Source organism: Aeromonas sp. Y311-2, assembly GCF_027706025.1.
GTDB classification, from domain to species: domain Bacteria; phylum Pseudomonadota; class Gammaproteobacteria; order Enterobacterales; family Aeromonadaceae; genus Aeromonas; species Aeromonas veronii.
Window position 1 is genome coordinate 309,679 of record NZ_JAPDCL010000002.1, and the last position, 17,755, is coordinate 327,433.

The 17,755-nt window shown below is 60.7% G+C and carries 12 protein-coding genes; 6 read left to right on the forward strand and 6 right to left on the reverse strand.

Features of this window, described 5'->3' with window-relative positions; translation table 11 throughout:
• Positions 1–220 precede the first annotated feature (220 nt).
• On the forward strand, positions 221–1,504 hold the full coding sequence (aroA, locus tag OKC42_RS03415; protein WP_005351267.1) for a 3-phosphoshikimate 1-carboxyvinyltransferase: 1,284 nt from the start codon (positions 221–223) through the stop codon (positions 1,502–1,504).
• 220 nt (positions 1,505–1,724) lie between these two features.
• Positions 1,725–2,780 (forward strand): 3-deoxy-7-phosphoheptulonate synthase AroG, encoded by a 1,056-nt coding sequence (aroG, locus tag OKC42_RS03420; RefSeq protein ID WP_005351268.1) that lies wholly within the window; start codon positions 1,725–1,727, stop codon positions 2,778–2,780.
• A gap of 126 nt (positions 2,781–2,906) precedes the next feature.
• Here aroG and OKC42_RS03425 read toward each other — a convergent pair whose 3' ends face one another.
• The gene (locus tag OKC42_RS03425) at positions 2,907–4,502 is read right to left on the reverse strand and encodes a methyl-accepting chemotaxis protein (RefSeq protein WP_199428069.1); all 1,596 of its coding nucleotides are present in this window, start codon (positions 4,500–4,502) and stop codon (positions 2,907–2,909) included.
• A gap of 256 nt (positions 4,503–4,758) precedes the next feature.
• Here OKC42_RS03425 and hutW point away from each other — a divergent pair, with 256 nt between their 5' ends.
• Positions 4,759–6,120 carry a heme anaerobic degradation radical SAM methyltransferase ChuW/HutW gene (hutW, locus tag OKC42_RS03430; protein ID WP_199428068.1) on the forward strand — a complete coding sequence of 454 codons (1,362 nt, stop codon included), beginning with the start codon at positions 4,759–4,761 and terminating at the stop codon, positions 6,118–6,120.
• A gap of 111 nt (positions 6,121–6,231) precedes the next feature.
• On the opposite strand, the gene OKC42_RS03435 is transcribed toward hutW, so the two are convergent.
• The gene (locus tag OKC42_RS03435) at positions 6,232–7,620 is read right to left on the reverse strand and encodes a DEAD/DEAH box helicase (RefSeq protein ID WP_270819056.1); all 1,389 of its coding nucleotides are present in this window, start codon (positions 7,618–7,620) and stop codon (positions 6,232–6,234) included.
• A 182-nt stretch (positions 7,621–7,802) separates the two neighbouring features.
• A complete protein-coding gene (locus tag OKC42_RS03440; RefSeq protein WP_270819057.1) occupies positions 7,803–8,279 on the reverse strand; it encodes a glutathione peroxidase in 477 nt (158 codons plus the stop codon).
• A gap of 350 nt (positions 8,280–8,629) precedes the next feature.
• On the opposite strand from OKC42_RS03440, the gene OKC42_RS03445 reads away from it, so the two are divergent.
• Both OKC42_RS03445 and OKC42_RS03450 read left to right on the forward strand, forming a co-directional pair.
• A complete protein-coding gene (locus tag OKC42_RS03445; protein ID WP_201956222.1) occupies positions 8,630–9,238 on the forward strand; it encodes a 2OG-Fe(II) oxygenase in 609 nt (202 codons plus the stop codon).
• Positions 9,239–9,442: 204 nt separating this feature from the next.
• On the forward strand, positions 9,443–10,432 hold the full coding sequence (locus OKC42_RS03450) for a D-alanine--D-alanine ligase (RefSeq protein ID WP_058057457.1): 990 nt from the start codon (positions 9,443–9,445) through the stop codon (positions 10,430–10,432).
• Positions 10,433–10,600: 168 nt separating this feature from the next.
• On the opposite strand, the gene mngB is transcribed toward OKC42_RS03450, so the two are convergent.
• On the reverse strand, positions 10,601–13,255 hold the full coding sequence (gene mngB / locus OKC42_RS03455; protein WP_199428067.1) for a mannosylglycerate hydrolase: 2,655 nt from the start codon (positions 13,253–13,255) through the stop codon (positions 10,601–10,603).
• 86 nt (positions 13,256–13,341) lie between these two features.
• Positions 13,342–15,288 carry a PTS 2-O-a-mannosyl-D-glycerate transporter subunit IIABC gene (mngA, locus tag OKC42_RS03460; RefSeq protein WP_199428066.1) on the reverse strand — a complete coding sequence of 649 codons (1,947 nt, stop codon included), beginning with the start codon at positions 15,286–15,288 and terminating at the stop codon, positions 13,342–13,344.
• Positions 15,289–15,535: 247 nt separating this feature from the next.
• Here mngA and OKC42_RS03465 point away from each other — a divergent pair, with 247 nt between their 5' ends.
• Positions 15,536–16,255, forward strand: coding sequence for a GntR family transcriptional regulator (locus OKC42_RS03465; RefSeq protein WP_005337027.1), 720 nt, complete (start codon positions 15,536–15,538; stop codon positions 16,253–16,255).
• Positions 16,256–16,371: 116 nt separating this feature from the next.
• Here the strand turns inward: OKC42_RS03465 and xseA are convergent, their stop codons facing one another.
• Positions 16,372–17,751, reverse strand: a complete 1,380-nt coding sequence (gene xseA / locus OKC42_RS03470) for an exodeoxyribonuclease VII large subunit (RefSeq protein ID WP_199428065.1) — start codon at positions 17,749–17,751, stop codon at positions 16,372–16,374.
• Positions 17,752–17,755 lie beyond the last annotated feature (4 nt).

Consider the following 17,755-nt stretch of genomic DNA (forward strand, 5'->3'; position numbering starts at 1 on the left):
GCCCCTATGTGTTTGCTGGTGGCCTCTCGTGACAACCAGTGAGCCGCTTCCAGCTATTGCAGTGATTCAAGACGCCGGGGATACCCCGGCGTCTTTTTTTCAACAGAACCAGTGCGCTGGCGTTTACCGTGCGATTTCCCCTGAAAGTGCCCTTGCCGAGCGGGACGCAGGCTGTTAACGTCCGGACAGGCGTTTATTTTTGAGATAGCACAGGAAGTCTATGAATTCGTTGCGTTTGGAACCCATTTCTCGTGTGGCCGGTGAGGTCAATCTGCCCGGCTCCAAGAGTGTCTCTAACCGTGCGCTGCTGCTGGCGGCGCTGGCTCGTGGCACCACCCGTCTGACCAACCTGCTCGACAGCGATGACATTCGTCATATGCTGGCTGCGCTGACCCAGCTCGGGGTCAAGTACAAGCTCTCTGCCGACAAGACCGAGTGTACCGTTCAGGGGCTGGGCCGCAGCTTTGCGGTGAAAGAGCCGGTCAATCTGTTTCTCGGTAACGCCGGTACCGCCATGCGCCCGCTCTGCGCCGCCCTGTGCCTCGGCTCCGGTGAATATACCCTGGGCGGCGAGCCGCGCATGGAAGAGCGTCCCATCGGCCATCTGGTGGATGCCCTGCGTGAAGCAGGTGCCCATATCCAGTACCTGAAACACGATGGTTATCCGCCGCTGGTGGTGGATGCCAAGGGGCTGTGGGGCGGCGATGTGCACGTCGATGGCTCCGTCTCCAGCCAGTTCCTGACCGCGTTTTTGATGGCGGCGCCGATGGCGGCCGGTGATACCCGGATCCACATCAAGGGGGAGCTGGTCTCCAAGCCTTATATCGACATCACCCTGCACATCATGAAGCAGTTCGGGGTGGTCATCGAGCACGACAACTACAAGCTGTTCTACATCAAGGGCAACCAGACCTACATCAGCCCGGGTGACTTTCTGGTGGAAGGGGATGCCTCGAGCGCCTCCTACTTCCTCGCGGCGGGCGCCATCAAGGGCAAGGTGCGGGTCACCGGTATCGGCAAGCACAGCATTCAGGGTGATATCCACTTCGCCGACGTGCTGGAGAAGATGGGCGCGCGCATCACCTGGGGTGATGATTTCATCGAGGCGGAGCAGGCGCCGCTGCACGGAGTGGATATGGACATGAACCATATTCCCGATGCGGCCATGACCATCGCGGTTGCCGCGCTGTTTGCCGAGGGGCCGACCTCCATTCGCAATATCTACAACTGGCGGGTGAAGGAGACCGATCGTCTGCACGCCATGGCGACCGAGCTGCGCAAGCTGGGCGTTGAAGTGGAGGAGGGGCATGACTTTATCACCGTGACCCCGCCGACCCAGCTCAAGCATGCCGAGATCGATACCTACAACGATCACCGTATCGCCATGTGCTTCTCGCTGGTGGCGCTGTCGGATACCCCGGTCACCATCAATGATCCCAAGTGCACGTCGAAGACCTTCCCGGATTACTTCGACAAGCTGGCCAGTATCAGCCAGCGTGGCTGATCACTGACAAACCCGTCATCACCGACGCTTCGGGCCCGCGCTGAGCGGGCCTTTTTGCCTTCCTCACCAGTATCGTCATTTCGCTTAGCATCATTTCAATAACTTGCAAGATTGCCATATAAAATAGTTTTGTAATTGCTGTAATTTCCTATTTACACATGCCCTGTCGCGGGCTATGTTGAGATTTCCTAATCGCAGTCATCTAGCAGGAAGCCTTGTCATGCAGCATCAAACCGACGACGTTCGTATCAGTGAAATCAAAGAGTTATTACCCCCGGTTGCGGTGCTTGAGAAGTTTCCGGCTACCGAGGTGGCCTCGTCCACCGTTTTTGAATCCCGTCAGGCCATTCACAATATCCTGGCTGGCGAAGATGATCGTCTGCTGGTGGTGATTGGTCCTTGCTCCATCCATGATCCGGTTGCCGCGCTGGAGTACGGCAAGCGCCTCAAGGCGTTGCGCGACGAGCTGAAAGGTCAGCTGGAGATCGTGATGCGGGTCTACTTCGAAAAACCGCGCACCACAGTGGGCTGGAAGGGGCTGATCAACGATCCGTACCTCGACAATAGCTGCAAGATCAACGACGGTCTGCGCATTGGTCGCAAGCTGTTGCTGGATCTCAATGACATGGGGCTGCCGACTGCCTCCGAGTTCCTCGACATGATCACCCCGCAATATGTGGCGGATCTGATGAGCTGGGGTGCGATCGGCGCTCGTACCACCGAATCCCAAGTGCACCGCGAGCTGGCCTCCGGTCTCTCCTGTCCGGTGGGCTTCAAGAATGGCACTGACGGCACCATCAAGGTTGCCATCGATGCCATTGGCGCTGCCAGTGCGCCGCACCACTTCCTGTCGGTCACCAAATACGGTCACTCCGCCATCGTGGCGACCCGCGGCAACCCGGACTGTCACATCATTCTGCGTGGTGGTCGTGAGCCGAACTACAGCGCCGCCCATGTCAGCGAAGTTGTGAAGGGGCTGGAGAAGGCCGGTCTGCCACAGAAGGTGATGATCGACTTTAGTCACGCCAACAGCAGCAAACAGTTCAAGAACCAGATGGTGGTGGCTGAAGATGTAGCCGGTCAGCTGCGTGCCGGCAGCAAGGCGGTGTTTGGTGTGATGGTGGAGAGCCATCTGGTAGAAGGCCGTCAGGATCTGGTGGAAGGGTGTGAACTCACCGTCGGTCAGAGCATCACCGATGCCTGCATCGGTTGGGCCGATACCGAAGTGCTGTTGCGCAATCTGGCGGATGCCGTCGCAACCCGTAACGCCCGTTAAAGCTATCTTGGCGGCGCTGTTAATAGTCAGCGCGCCGCTGGAGTAGCAACGCGGCCGTTCGGCCAAATCGAATCCATAAAGCAAAAGCGCGACCCTCGGGTCGCGCTTTTTCGTTGGTGAAGTTGATTACCAACGGTAGGTTTTCAGCAGAGCCTCCAGTTTCTGACACTGCTCCACCAGCTGGATGCTGGCGAGATTGGCGGCGTGCGCCTGACCCAGGGTGTCGTTGGAGGTGTTGCGAATATCGCTCACCGAGCTGTCTACCTCATGGCAGACCCTGTCCTGCTCTTCGGCCGACTGCGCCATCTGGGCGTTGAGGTCGTTGATGCGGGCGATGCGCTCGATGATGTTCTGCATGGCTGCCAGGGTCGCTTCGGTCTTGCTGATGCTCTCATCGGCTTTGCTTTTTGCATCCCCGATCACCGTAACTGCGCTCTGGGCCTCATTTTGCAGGGCGGCGATCATCTGTGAGATCTCTTCGCTGGCGGCGCGGCTGCGGTTGGAGAGGGCCCGCACTTCATCGGCTACTACCGCAAAGCCACGGCCTTGCTCACCTGCCCGGGCTGCTTCAATCGCAGCGTTGAGGGCCAGCAGGTTGGTCTGATCGGCAATCCCCTTGATCACCTCGAGCACACCGTCAACCGCCAGGCAGCGGCTGTCGAGCTGCTGGATCACCTGATCCACCCGATCGATCTCTGCCGACATCTCGCCCATGTCGGTGATGGAGTGCTGGGCGAGACGGCTGGTGTCAGCGGCATCCTGATTGGTGAGGGCGGAGAGCTCGGCGCTGTGGCGGGCATGTTCGCGCACTTCATGAGAGCTGGCGGCCAGCTCGCTCACGGCGGTGGCGACCTGGGTAGTCATCCCCTCTTGCTGGCGGGCCGAGTTTTCGGTCTGGGTCGCCACTTGACGGATCTGGTTTGATTCCTGATAGAGCTGGTGGGTCGCCCCTTCCACCTCCTGCAGGCTGTGGCGGAATCCCTGCACCATGTCATTGACGGCGCGGGTCATCTGGCCCAGTTCATCCCGGCTGTCATTGACCAGGGGGAGGGCGAGGTCGCGCTCTTTGGCCATCCGGATCATGGTGAGCTGCAACTGGCGTAGGGGGTGTTTCACGTAGCGTTGCAATACCCACCAGAGCAAGCCGAAGCCGAGGCTGAAGACGGCGGCCAGGCTGCCACTCAGGATCAGGTTGTTGTGGCGGATCTCGCCGAAGGTGTGGCTGAGGTCATAACTGATCCGCACCGCCCCCATCACGGTCCCTTCATTGACCTGGTGACAGGTGAGGCACTGGGTGCCGCGATACTCCTTGTAGGCTTTGAACGGTTTGATCAGGGTGAGCAGGTTGCCCTGCTGCTCCAGAATGGCTTCGCCCTGATTGATGGCTCGCTCATCGAGGGGATCCTGCGCTTTCTGATCCGGGTGACCCGGGCCAAACAGGTTGCTGACGGCGGGGGCGCGTACCAGACGGGCTTCAACGATGCCCGCTTCACTCTTGAGTTTGGTCTGCACTATCTGCCGATTGGCCATGCCACCGGTCATCATCAGCACGTTCACCTGATCCATATAGGTGTTGGCCATGCTCTCAACTTTCTCCTCTGCCAGCCGGATGGCGAGATCCCGTTGCAGCCAGGCGGAGAGTTCGAAGCAGAGGCCAAAGGTGGTGCTGATGACCAGCGCAAGAGGGAGGAATATTTTCCAGTTCAAGGAGAGGTTATGCATTTTGGGCAAGTTCCATGCGCTTGGTGTTGTTATGTGATCCCGTATCATCTTGATCGTAGACGAAGAAACGGCGGGAGATGGTTCTCTATCGGCACACGATAACCACTCTTGAGTAAATAATCTGTTAAGCAGATCGGTAATGCAGGTTGCCAAAATGCCTTTCGGGAGGGGTGCTGCTCCTCGGGTTGATCCAGAACAAATTGCCAGTAACGATAATCGTTATCATTGTCATTATTTACTGATAATAGTGACCATCATGAATCTGACCCCTTCCATGACCGGTATTGCCACGCCGGATCCTCTCAAGTTTGCTTTTAGCGCCAAGACCTCGGCTCACGCCAGTCGGGGAGGGATGCGCCCTTTCCCGCTGGATGAGGCTGGCTGGCAGAGCTGGTGGCAGCGAGAGAGTGAAGCTGAGGAGCGCGCCCTCTACATCCATATTCCGTTTTGCCGCAAGCGCTGCAGCTTCTGCAATTTCTTTGAAAATGGCGCCAATCCGGCGCGGATCAACCGCTATGTCAATGCCTTGTGCGCCTCCCTTGCGCAGGCGGCTGACACCCCGCTGGCGCAGAGCATGCCATTTTCAGCCGTCTATGTGGGGGGGGGTACGCCGACCGACATGAGCGCCGACGAGCTGGCCATGCTGGCCGCCGTGATCCGCCGTTTCCCATTGGCGGCCGATGCCGAGGTGACGCTGGAGGGGCGTCTCAACGGCTTTGATGATGAGAAATGGCAGGTTGCGCTGGCGGGGGGCTTCAACCGCTTTTCCTTCGGGGTGCAAAGCTTTGATACCCGGGTGCGTCAGCAGGCGGCCCGTTTCGATGACAGGGAGACCTTGCTGACCCGTCTGGGTGAGCTGACCCGGGATGATGCGGCTGTGATCGTGGCGGATCTTATCTTTGGTCTGCCCGGTCAGGATGATGCCGTGTGGCAGCAGGATATCCGCGATGTGATGGCGAGCGGTGTACACGGGGTCGATCTCTACCAGCTCATCGCCATGCAGGGCACCAATCTGGAGCGGGCGCAGGAGAAGGGCACCCTGGATTGGCTAGCCGATGGTCAGCAGCGGGCGGCCATGTATGCCTATGGCGGAGCGCAACTGGAAGCCCACGGCTGGGAGCGTCTCTCTTGCAGCCACTGGCGGCGCAGTCCGGCTGAGCAGAGTCGTTATAACCAGATGGCCAAGCGCGGTGCGGAGATCCTCCCCTTTGGCGCCGGTGCTGGGGGCAGCATTCTTGGCCACGGCTTGATGTATGGACGGGATCTGGCCCCTTGGCACGACGCGCTGGCCAGTGGCAAGCGGGCGCCCGGGATGGTGATGGGACGCAATCCCAATGCAAGGATGGACGGTCTGCTGCGTGGCGCCCTCGACAGTGGCGTGCTGGCGCTGGATCGTCTGCCAGCGACTTTGCTGACCCATCTGATGCCGCTTTTTGTCGCCTGGCAGCAGCACGGGCTGGCGGAGATCGGGAGCGCACGGTTGCAACTCACCCTCGCCGGACGCTTCTGGAACGTCAATATGCAGGCTGGCTTGTTCGAGTTCTTGCAGCTCAATCCGCTCGATGGTTCAGCGCCGCCCAGCCATGGTACCGCCGCGGTGCGCCATTCGCTGGTTTGAGCCCGAGCGGAGCATTTGCACGGAGCACTTGCATGGCTCCGAGCGATCCATAACGAAAGAGGGAGCCTTGCAGGCTCCCTCTTTTGGCTTGGCAGTTAGCGTCGCGCGAGCTTACTCGTCGCTGCTCTCCTGATAGCTGTCACGCTGCGCCTTGGGCAGGCGGCGCATTGGCGCAAAGCCGATATCCTCGCCCACCACTTCCCGCTTGCGGGCCGGTGCAGTTTTTTTGCTGGCGTCACCCTTGGCTTTGCCCTTGCCCGCGGCTGGCTTGCCCTTGGCATTGCTGCTCTTGGCGTTGGCATGACCGCGAGCCCGAGGCGGGTTCTGCACCGGCTTGCTGCCGGGCAGAGTCTGGCGACTCGGCTTGCCGCTTGGCTCATACCCTTCCAGGATCTCCACGGACAGGGATTGGCCGATCAGGGCTTCGATCGCCTTGAGCTGACCCAGCTCGTCCTGACTGACCAGCGAGATGGCCTCGCCGCCACGACCGGCGCGGCCGGTACGGCCGATACGGTGGATGTAATCTTCCGCCATCTGGGGCAGTTCAAAGTTGATCACGTAGGGCAGTTGATCGATGTCCAGACCGCGGGCGGCGATATCGGTCGCTACCAGCACCCGCACCTCGCCACTGCGAAAATCGGCCAGCGCCCGGTTGCGGGCTCCTTGGCTCTTGTCACCATGGATCGCCACGGTATTGAGACCATCTTTTTGCATCTGTTGGGCCAGGCGGTCGGCGATCTGCTTGGTACGGACAAACACCAGCACCCGCTGCCAGTTGCCACGGCCAATCATGTGGGAGAGCAGCTCGCGGCGCCGCTCCCGATCCACCTGAATAATGCGCTGGTTTACCTGCTCGGCGGCAGTGTTGCTCGGATCCACTTCGATCAAGGTGGGGTCGTTCAGCAGATCATCCGCCAGTGCCTTGATCTCGCTTGAGAAGGTGGCAGAGAAAAGCAATGTCTGGCGCTCTGCAGGCAGCGCCTTCATAATGCGGCGGATGTCGTGAATAAAGCCCATGTCGAGCATGCGATCCGCTTCATCCAGCACCAGCACTTCCAGCTGGCTCAGGGTCAGGGCGCCCTGGGTCAGCAGATCCAGCAGACGGCCCGGGGTGGCGACCAGAATGTCCACACCCAGCTTGATGGCGTCCAGATTGGGCTTGATGCTGACACCGCCATAGGCGATCAGAGTCTTGAACGGCAGGTGATGGGCATATTTGATGATGCTCTCGCCCACCTGGGCCGCCAGTTCGCGGGTCGGGGTGAGCACCAGGGCGCGCACCTGACGTCGGCCACGACCGTGGTTGGCCAGCAGACGCTGCAACATCGGCAGGGTGAAACCGGCCGTCTTGCCTGTGCCTGTCTGGGCACCGCCGAGCACATCCTGACCAGCCAGAATAGCCGGAATGGCTTGCTGCTGGATGGGGGTTGGCTGTTCGTAACCCAGCTCCTTGACGGCCCGCAGGATGTGCGGGGACAGACCCAGTTCGTTGAATGACATGTTCGAGAGAAACTCCTGAGATGAGCCTTTGGCTCAACGGGTGGCCAGCGCGTTGGGGCCAGCCACGATATGGAAATGATAACGGGGGCGTAATATAGCAAAAGAGCGGCCGCTGCGCAGTAGCTGTCGCACCGGCCGCCATACAATCGTTCAACGCAGTGGCGTAAAACGGCTCAGGAGAGTCAGAGTATCTCGCGGATGGGGGCGACCAGACTCTCCGGCTTGGTGGTGGGAGCAAAGCGGTCAACCACCTTGCCATCACGGTCGATCAGGAACTTGGTGAAGTTCCACTTGACGTTTTCGAGCCCCAGCAGCCCCGGTTTCTCTTTCTTGAGCCATTGATAGAGAGGGTGGGCCTGTTCACCGTTGACATCGCACTTGGCCATGATGGGGAAGCTGACCGGATAGTCGAGAGAGCAGAAGCGAGCAATCTCGTCCGCATCCCCCGGCTCCTGATTGCCGAATTGGTTGCAGGGGAAGCCCAGGATCTCCAGTCCCTCTGGCCCCAGCTCGCGATAGAGGGCTTCCAGCCCCTCGTATTGAGGAGTAAAGCCACATCGGCTAGCCACATTGACCACCAGTACCACCTTGCCCGCCAGTTGAGCCAGCGGGTAGGGGCTTCCATCCAGTTGTTGCAAAGTGAGATCGGGCAGAGGCATGAGAAGATCCTTTCGTGGGTGATGCGTGGGTTGTGCCGTGAGTGGTTCGGTCGGTGACAGAGAAAAGCGCCGGATGAACAGCAACATGGCGATGCGGATACGGTATCGGCTGGCTCTTGGCACCGCAAGGAGGCCGCGGCGCCTCCTCGACCCGATTGCAAGGGCCATCACAGTTTCGACAGCCAATACGCTCTTTGGCAGGACGGGATCACAACTGGCGACAAAAATGCGGGGCGGCGGTCAGCAACTCGCGTATTGATGTTGGGACTTCTCAAGAGAAGCAAACCGGTTTGTGACTTTGCCGGTAAGTCGCTACAAAGCGCCCTCTTTCCACTCATTGTGAGCCAATCTTGGACTATCAAGCTGCCATGGATGCCATTTACACCCGGGGATGGGTGATAGTGGATGATTTTTTGACCGTCGCCGAGGTGGATGCCCTCAAAGCCTGTTTGCCAAGCGAATGGCAACCGGCCGGGATCGGCCGTAGCGCCCTGCACCAGGGCAATCCCGATATTCGCCGTGACCAGATCCACTGGCTGGAGCCCTCCCTCGGTGCGCCGGTGGCTGACTACCTCGCCCGGATGGAGTCCCTGCGTCTTGCCGCCAACCGGATGCTGATGCTGGGATTGTTCGACTACGAGGCCCACTTCGCCCGCTATCGCAGCGGGGATTTTTACGCCACCCATCGGGATGCCTTTGCCGGTCGCTCTAACCGCCGTCTTACCACCGTATTTTACCTAAACAACGACTGGCTGCCCGAAGCGGGTGGAGTGCTGCGCATGTATGACGACAAGGAGCAGTTTCTGATGGATGTCAGCCCCAAGGGGGGCCGGCTGGTCATGTTTCTCTCCGAGGAGTTTCCCCACGAGGTACTGCCTGCCAATCGCGAGCGCTACAGCATTGCCGGCTGGTTTCGGGTCAATGGCAACGGCATGGGAAGGGTCGATCCCCCGCGCTGAGGGGCAATGTGTCCCGATTTTGACACAGGGGAGACTTTTCACTGCAAGAAGTGGGGTCATGGGTCTCCCATCAGCTGACAAAGGTTGATCTCCCTTGCTACACTGGCGCGCACTTATGTTCGTATCTGGCTTCGTCCGGTTTTTATGGTGGTTGGCTTATCAAATGGTCATGACGAGGCCGCTTTTCCCAAGGGATCACATCTAATGAAGAACATGCATGTCTTGCTGCTGTGCGGCGGCGGTGGCTCAGAGCACGAGGTTTCTCTGCGCAGCGCCAATTTCCTCGAGCAACAACTGGGCCTTCTGCCCGGTGTCGAAGTGACCCGCGTCGAGATGTTCGCCGATCGTTGGCTCAGTGCCGATGGCCGTGAGTGCAAGCTGGGGCTCGACAAGCTGCTTTCGTTCGACAGCGTGGCCCGTCCGGTGGATTACGTGGTGCCCTGCATCCACGGCTACCCGGGTGAGACCGGCGATCTGCAATCCTTCCTCGAATTGGCTGGATTGCCTTATCTCGGTTGCGATGCCGAGGCGAGCAAGATCTGCTTCAACAAGATCAGTACCAAGCTGTGGCTCTCCGCCATCGGCATTCCCAACACCCCATACCTGTTCCTGACCGAGCAAAATGAGGCGGCGCTGGCCGAGGCCAAAGCCGCGCTGGCCAAGTGGGGCAAGGTCTTTATCAAGGCGGCTTCCCAGGGCTCTTCCGTTGGTTGCTACTCTGCCAGCAACGAAGCGGACCTGGTGAAAGGTATTGCCGATGCCTTTGGTTACTCCGAACAGGTTCTGATCGAGAAAGCGGTCAAGCCGCGTGAGCTGGAAGTGGCGGTTTACCAGTATGGTGACGAGCTGGTGGCGACTTATCCGGGCGAGATCTGCGTGCCGCAGGACAAGTTCTACACCTATGAAGAGAAGTACAGCAGCGCCAGCCATACCGAGACGGCACTGCGTGCCGAGGGGCTGACCCAGGCGCAGGCCGATGCGATCCACGAGTATGCCCTCAAGGCGTTCCGTCAGCTGAAACTGACCCATCTCTCGCGCATCGACTTCTTCCTGACCGAGGAGGGGGAGATCCTGCTGAATGAAATCAACACCTTCCCGGGCATGACCTCCATCTCCATGTTCCCGAAACTGCTGGAGCATCACGGTCACCGCTTCGCCGACTACCTTGAGCAGATCCTGCGCAAGGCCAGCTAAGCGTGCTCTCCCGCTCGCGGGATGAAGAAGAACCCAATAAAAATCCCCGCCAATCGGCGGGGATTTTTTATGCCTTTATCAAGCGGGGCAGGCCAGCTTGAAGGGATAAACAGGCGGGGAGGGGATGACTCTTCCCCGCCTGTTGCTACCTGTGGGTGTTACCGACCGTTAGCCGCGAGCCACCCGAAAGCGCACGCTGCGGGAGTGGCACGGCGCCAGCTCGCCAAACTCGCCAGCGGCCAGTTCAAGGGGCTGGGGCTGCTCGTCCATTCGCACCGCTTGCCAGTCGCTCAGGGCGTGTTCGCTGCTCACTTTGCCACCCTTTAGTACCGCCTGCTCGCTCGGGTTGTAGACCCGGATCACCAGCGCCTCTTCATCTTCGGCTTTCTTCAGGGCGCTCAGCACCGGACCGGACGGATCCATGGTGAGCAGACTGAAGTGGAGCGGGGTGGTGAAGCTCGCCTTGTTGAGCTTCATGGCATCGAACGGGATCTTGTTGTAGCAGCGCACCGGGGTGAGGTAGCTGCGCGCCGCCTGCATCACGTTGGCGCTGATGTGATCGCCGGCAAACGCCAGCAGGCTGAAACGGCAGCTGAGCTTGCCACGCACCTGGGAGTCCGGGGTGGGCAGCTTGATGCCGGAGGGGCGACCCGGGCGCAGCAGCAGCTCCTCTTTGCCGAGTACGCCGACCCCGCGCAGCAGGGTGAGTGCTAGGGTGTCACACTGCTCACCGATCACTTCAAACTCGCGCAGACCATCGCTCAGTACCGCCAGCCCCTGCTTGCCATCTTGCAGGGCGACGAAGTTCATCAGCTGCCAGACCGGAATGGGTGCCTCTTTCCACCCTTCTGCCTCCCAGTTCGCCATGGCGCTGTCGCGGGTAGGGCGGGTGATGCAGCCAAATTGGTTATCGGAAACAACTGTGTCGCTCGGGAAGGGGGTGGGGATCAGCACCCGCACCCGGTGATCATCGGCCTGATTGTCGAGCTCCAGCTCGATGTCGATGCGCGGACTCTGATGCGCCAACGTGATGCGGCAGGTGACATCGAGGTGACTGCTGCACTGGCGGCTGGCTCGCTCGGCGAGGTTGGCAGGCAATGCCATACGCAATGTGAGAGTGGCGATGCTCTGCCACGCCTGATGGGTGACCTCGCGGGTCACCGCAAACTCGGTGGAGTAGCGCAGCCACTCGTCCCGCGATGGCGAGTAGTCATACTCGTCGCCATCATCGGAGCCCTCTTCCAGCGTGAGCACCTGATCGAAGGTGGTGCCGCGCAGCTTGTCCAGGATCTGCAGGGTGCCGTTGTCATTGAGGGCGATGCGGTAAAAATCGTTCTCCAGCAGCTCGCCGCTGGTCGTCACCGGCTGCTCCAGTCCCGGCTGATTGCCCTCGATATGGAGGGTGCAGTAGCCCATGGCAGGTAGCGGATGGCAGAGCTGGATGTCGTACTCCATAAAGGGGTCGTAGTTGCCGTAGTGCACGATCTGTCTGTCCACCAGACCCGGGTCAATCTCGCGTCTGGCGCGGATGAAATAGGGGACCGGCTGGCCCGCTTCATCGCGCAGGGCAAAGGATTGGGCGCGAATGCGGATGCTGGTGTTGATCACCTCCTGACGGGGGAAAGGCATCAGGTTGAACAGGCAGAGCTTGTCAGCCACCTGTACTCCGTCTTCACAGAGCGCCACCGGCATGTTGTCGACAATCTTGCGCATGTAGAAGCGGATCAGGTTCTCGGCCATGTCGTCGGCCAGAATGAAGCGGGTCATCACCTCCTGATGCACCTTGTCGCTGCAGCAGCAACCGATGCTGTCATGGGCGTGGTTCTTCATGATCTCCTTCCACATCTTCTCGAGCAGCCCGTGGTGGTACTCGAAGCCGAGCGCCCAGGCGATGCTCGCCAGCGGTTCGAGGATGTTGACGATCTTGTTCTCGATGGCGGCGTGGGCCAGCTTGATGTCCATCCGGGTGGAGGAGATGGTGCGGTGCACCCGCATGTATTTGCCGTCGTTGAACTCCCCCTTGAGGGTGGCCAGTTGGTCGCGGCACGCCTCGATGCGCTCGAAGACCTGCTCGAAGCGGCTCATGTGGAATTCACGTTGGGGGTAGATCTCGCGAAGCTTGTCGATGATGGCGAAGATGTTCTGCTGCAGCGGCATCTGGTCGTGGCCGTTGGGCAGCAGGATATCCTGGGTCACCGAGGCCTTCTCCAGCACCTCGAAGTAGGATTCGAGCCGCTTGCGCAGGCCCGCTTCATCTTCCGGCAGGTACTTGCCGATGGCGTAGCCGAGCGGCAGCACCTGGGCGGTCACCTCGCTGCCATCGTTGCTCTGCCAGAGGAACTCGGTCTTGTCGGTGCCGTGGCGCTCGGAGCAGCCGCGCCAAAACATGGCCCGATCGATCCCGAAGCCGTTGAAGATGTGGGGCAGCTGGGAGGACATGCCGAACGAGTCGGGCAGGTAACCGATCTTCATCGGCTCGCCAAGGCTAAGGCAGTCGCGCATCCCGTAGAGCAGGTTGCGCAGGATGGACTCGCCGCTCACCTGCATGGTGTCGGTCTGGGTGTACCAGGGGCCGATAATGAGCTTGCCCGCTTCCACCAGCGCCTTCACCCGGGCCTTGTTCTCGGGCTGGATGGCGAAATAATCCTCCAGCACCGCGGTCTGGCCGTCCAGCACATAGAACTTGTAGTCGGGGTCGGATTCAAGCCGCGCCAGGATCTCCGCCATATTGTTGACCAGCAGGATGCGGGACTCCTCGGTGGTGAAGTACCACTCCCGATCCCAGTGCATGTGCGGCGTGATGTGAACTCGTGAAACTGTCATGACAATGATCCTTTGCTGACGCACGGCGGCCCTTGCCTGCCGTGCGGAAAAATAGTCTGTTGAAAAATCGGTAGTGAAGATGAGCCTTACTCTGCGGCGACCACCTGATAGGTGCCGCGCTGCATGGCGTGACGGCGCCAGCCGATCAGCACCACAGTGGAGATAAGGGTGCCCACCAGCGCCGCACCGAGCCAGACGGCGGCAGCCATCAGGGCGCCGTGGCCGCCATCATGGAGCAGGAACAGGGAGAAGATGCCGGCCCCCGGGGTGGAGAGACCAATCCCCATGGCACCCACCATGGCGCCGGTGACCACCGAGCCTGCGAGGAAGGAGCCGATCACCCGGATTGGATCTTCGATGGCCATCGGAATGGCGCCCTCGGTGATCCCTGCCAGCCCCAGCAGCCAGGTGGACTTGCCGGTCTCGATCTCGAAGGTCTGGAACAGGCGCGGCGCCAGCAGGGTGGAGAAGGTGACGGTAAAGGCCGAGACCATCTTGACCGCGCCGAAGATGGCGTAGGGGCCGTAGACGCCGTTGGCCATGGCGCCGAGGCAGAAAGCGTAGGCCGCCTTGTTGACCGGGCCACCCAGGTCAAACGAGCACATAAAACCGAGCAGGGCGCCCAGGACCAGCGCATTGGTGCCGGAGAGGCCATTGAGCCACTCGGTGAGGCTGTTGTTGAGCCAGGCTACCGGCTGGCCGATGACAAACAGCATCAGGCTGCCTGCCACCAGGGTGCCGATCACCGGATAGAGGTAAAAGGTGAGAAAGCCGTTGAAGTTGGGGCTAAGGCGCACATGTTGCTTGACCCAGCGCATCAGGTAACCGGCGATAAGGCCACCGACCACGCCGCCGAGAAAACCGGAGCCAATCATATTGGCGGCCAGTCCCGCCGCAAAGCCCGGGCCCAGCGCCGGTTTGTCTGCCAGCGAGTAGGCGGTATAGGCCGCCAGAACCGGCACCATCAGGGTGCCCAGCATGCCACCGCCGAGTTTTCGGTACATCCAGAGCCAGGAGTTCTCGGTATCAAACAGATGTTGCAGGCCGAAGATCTGGGCCAGCAGCACAGAGACGGCGAGCACGGTACCGCCTGCCACGATCAGCGGCACGGCAAAGGAGATGCCGCTCAGCAGCGCCTGCTTGAGTTCGGTCTTGAGGCTCACCTTCTTGCCGGTCGGCACGTCGCTCTGGCTGGGGTTGGGCGTCGGGGCGGTGCGCCCTGCCTTGGCCGCTTCCAGCGCATCATTGAGGATCCGCTCGGCATGGCGAATGGGCTCGGCCACCGGTGTCTCGATCCGGGGGATACCGGCAAAACGCTCCTGCTCCTTGATGGCCACTTCGGCGGCGAAGATGCAAGCCACCGCAGCATCGAGCGCCTCTTGCGGCAGGCGATCCTCGATGCCGTTGGCACCCTGCTTCTCGACCAGTACCCGAATGCCCAGCTTGCGCCCCGCCTTTTCCAGATACTCGGCAGCCATATAGGTGTGGGCGATCCCCGCCGGACAGGCGGTGACACAGACCACAGTGGGTTGATTTGTATCTAAGTTGTCTTCTTTTGCTGGTTGCTTGCCGCTATCCCCTTCACCATCGAGCAGCGCCATCAGCTGCTCGGCACTCTGGGCCGCCAGCACTGCCTCGCGGGTATCGTCATCCACCAGGGCGGTGGTGAGGGTGGTGAGCAGCTGCATATGGGTCGAGCCCGCCTGATCGGTCGGGATCGCCAGCATGAAGATCAGGTTGACCGGCTCGGGGCCGTCGATCCCCTCCCAGCCCAGCTCCTCGCTTAAGGTTGCGACGGCAAAGGCCGCTTCGCGCACCGCATCGCACTTGCCGTGGGGCACCGCCAGCCCTTCGCCAAGGGCGGTGGGGCCCTGCGCCTCGCGGGCCATGACCGCGGCCAGAAAGGCGGCCTTGTCGTGCAGCTTGCCGGCCTGATCGAGCCGATCAGCCAGGGCATGAATGGCCGCATCCCGATCGGCAAACCGGGTTTGCAGCGTGATGAGATGGGGGCCGGTAAGACTGGTCAGATTCATGATGATCCTCTGTCAGGTTGGCTTGCCAGCAAGCCGTCATGGTGAAAGTGACAGCGATGCTAACAAACCGGCCGACTGATTTTTGTGAGTAGTATCATACAATTCGTTATTTGTATTGTTTTTGTATTGTTTGTTCAAGGTGATTTGTTAGGTCAAATGGGGCTGAGCCGTTTTGTCTGCCATGCAACTGGGGTAGAATGGCGCCTCTTCCATTTATCATGGCGCAGAGCCGACGAGGTGGCCTTTCGTGTCGAAAAAACCCATGTATCGCCAGATAGCCGACACCATCCAGCAGTGGATTGCGCAAGGGGAGCTGGCCCCCGGCGATGCCCTGCCCACCGAAGCCGAGCTACGCGAGCAGTTCGGGGTGAGCCGGGTGACGGTGCGTCAGGCCCTCAAGCAGCTGACCGAACTCAACGTCATCGAGAGCATTCAGGGCAGCGGCAGCTATGTGCGGCAGGAGAAGGTGAACTACGACATCTATCAGCTCACCAGCCTCTACGAGAAGGTGACTGATCCGGCGGCCGAGACCCACAGCGACATTCTCGCCTTCGAGGTGATCAAGGCAAGCAGCGAGCTGGCCGAGCGGCTCAATCTGCTGGAAGGGGCGCTGGTCTACTACGTCAAGCGGGTGCGTTTTATTCGCCAGATCGCGGTAACGCTCGAGGAGACCTGGATGCCGCTCGCCCTCTTCCCCGATCTCAGTTATGCGGTGATGCAGGGCTCCAAGTACCACTACATCGAGGAGGTGAAGCAGCTGGTGATCGACCGCAGCGAGCAGGAGATCATTCCGGTGCTCCCCTCGGCGCAGGTGGTGGAGGCGCTCGGTATCGATCCTGCCAAGCCCATTATCGAGAAGGTTTCCCGTGGCTTCTTGCAAGATGGCACCGTGTTCGAGTTCAGTCGCAACTTCTTCAAGAGCGATGATTACAAGTTCACCCTGGTCGCCCGCCGCGCCAAGGGGTGAGCAGGCGACAGCACCCGAGATAAAAAAGGCCACCACCCTGTTTGCGGTGGTGGCCTTTGTTTTTGGCTGATTGCCGGGCTGAATAGCAGATTGGCTGGTGGTTTGATGCAGCTGATCTACTGCGCTGAGTCTTTGATAACTTCCTCGACCCGCACCTGCAGGCTCCCTTGTGCCAAGGTGGTGACGAGCTGATCGCCACTGTTGACCTGATCGGCGCGGCTGATGACGTCGCCACGCGCAGTACGGGTGATGGAGTAGCCGCGACCCAGAGTAGCAAGCGGGCTCACCCCGTCGAGGCGGGCGGTGAGCATGGCGAGGCGGTGGCTCGCCAGATCCTGGCGTTTGGCAATCAGGGCATAGAGCCGCTCCTCGGCCAGCTGGTGGCGGCGCTTGCCCACGGCCAGCAAACGTTCCGGGCTCTTGCTCTGCAGGCGCAGCTCAAGGTTGGTAAGGCGCCGCTCCCCCTGATGCAACCGCTGGCGCAGCAGTTGCTGCAAACGGGTGGAGAGCTCGTCGAGGCGCTGTGATTGCTGCTCCAGTCGCCGTTTCGGATCCTGATGGTCGAGCCGCTTTTGCAGCAGGATGAAATCGTGGCGGGCGGCGGTTTGCTGGCGGCTCATCGCCTGCAGCAGTCGCTGCTTGAGGTGAACGAGACGCTGGGCACGGGCGCTCTGATCCGGCGCCACCAGCTCGGCGGCGGCCGACGGGGTAGGAGCGCGCAAGTCGGCGGCAAAGTCGCTGATGGTGACATCCACCTCGTGACCCACTGCGCTCACCACAGGTATGGCGGAGTGGGCAATGGCGCGCGCCACCGCCTCTTCGTTAAAGCACCAGAGATCTTCAAGCGACCCGCCACCACGGCCGACGATCAGCACATCCACCTCGGCGCGCTGGTTCGCTTTGGCGATCGCCGCGACGATCTGGCTGATGGCGGCGCTGCCTTGTACCTGGGTCGGGTAGATAAAGATCGGCAGATCCGGCGCACGCCGTTTAAGCACCGTCAGCATATCGTGCAGGGCGGCGCCGGTGGCGGAGGTGATAAGACCCACCGCCCGCGGTTCGCGGGGCAGCGGCCGCTTGCGGCTTTCGTCAAACAGCCCCTCGGCGCCGAGGCGGCGCTTGAGCTCTTCAAAACGCAGCGCCAGCACGCCATCGCCTGCGGGCTGCATCGACTCGATGATCAGCTGGTAGTCGCCGCGCGGCTCATAGAGGGAGACCCGCGCCTGCACCAGTACCTGCATGCCATCCTGCGGGCGAAACGCCACCCGCCGGTTGTTGCCCTTGAACATGGCGCAGCGCACCTGCGCCGACATGTCCTTGAGGGAGAAGTACCAGTGGCCGGAGCTTGGCATCGCCAGATTGGAGAGCTCGCCGGTCAGCCACACCAGCCCCAGATCCTGCTCCAGGATCATGCGCACGGCGCTGTTGAGGCGGGTGACGGTAAAGACCTGCTGCTCGCGGCCGTTCGCCGTACTGGATGGAGTAAATCGGTTCAATGGC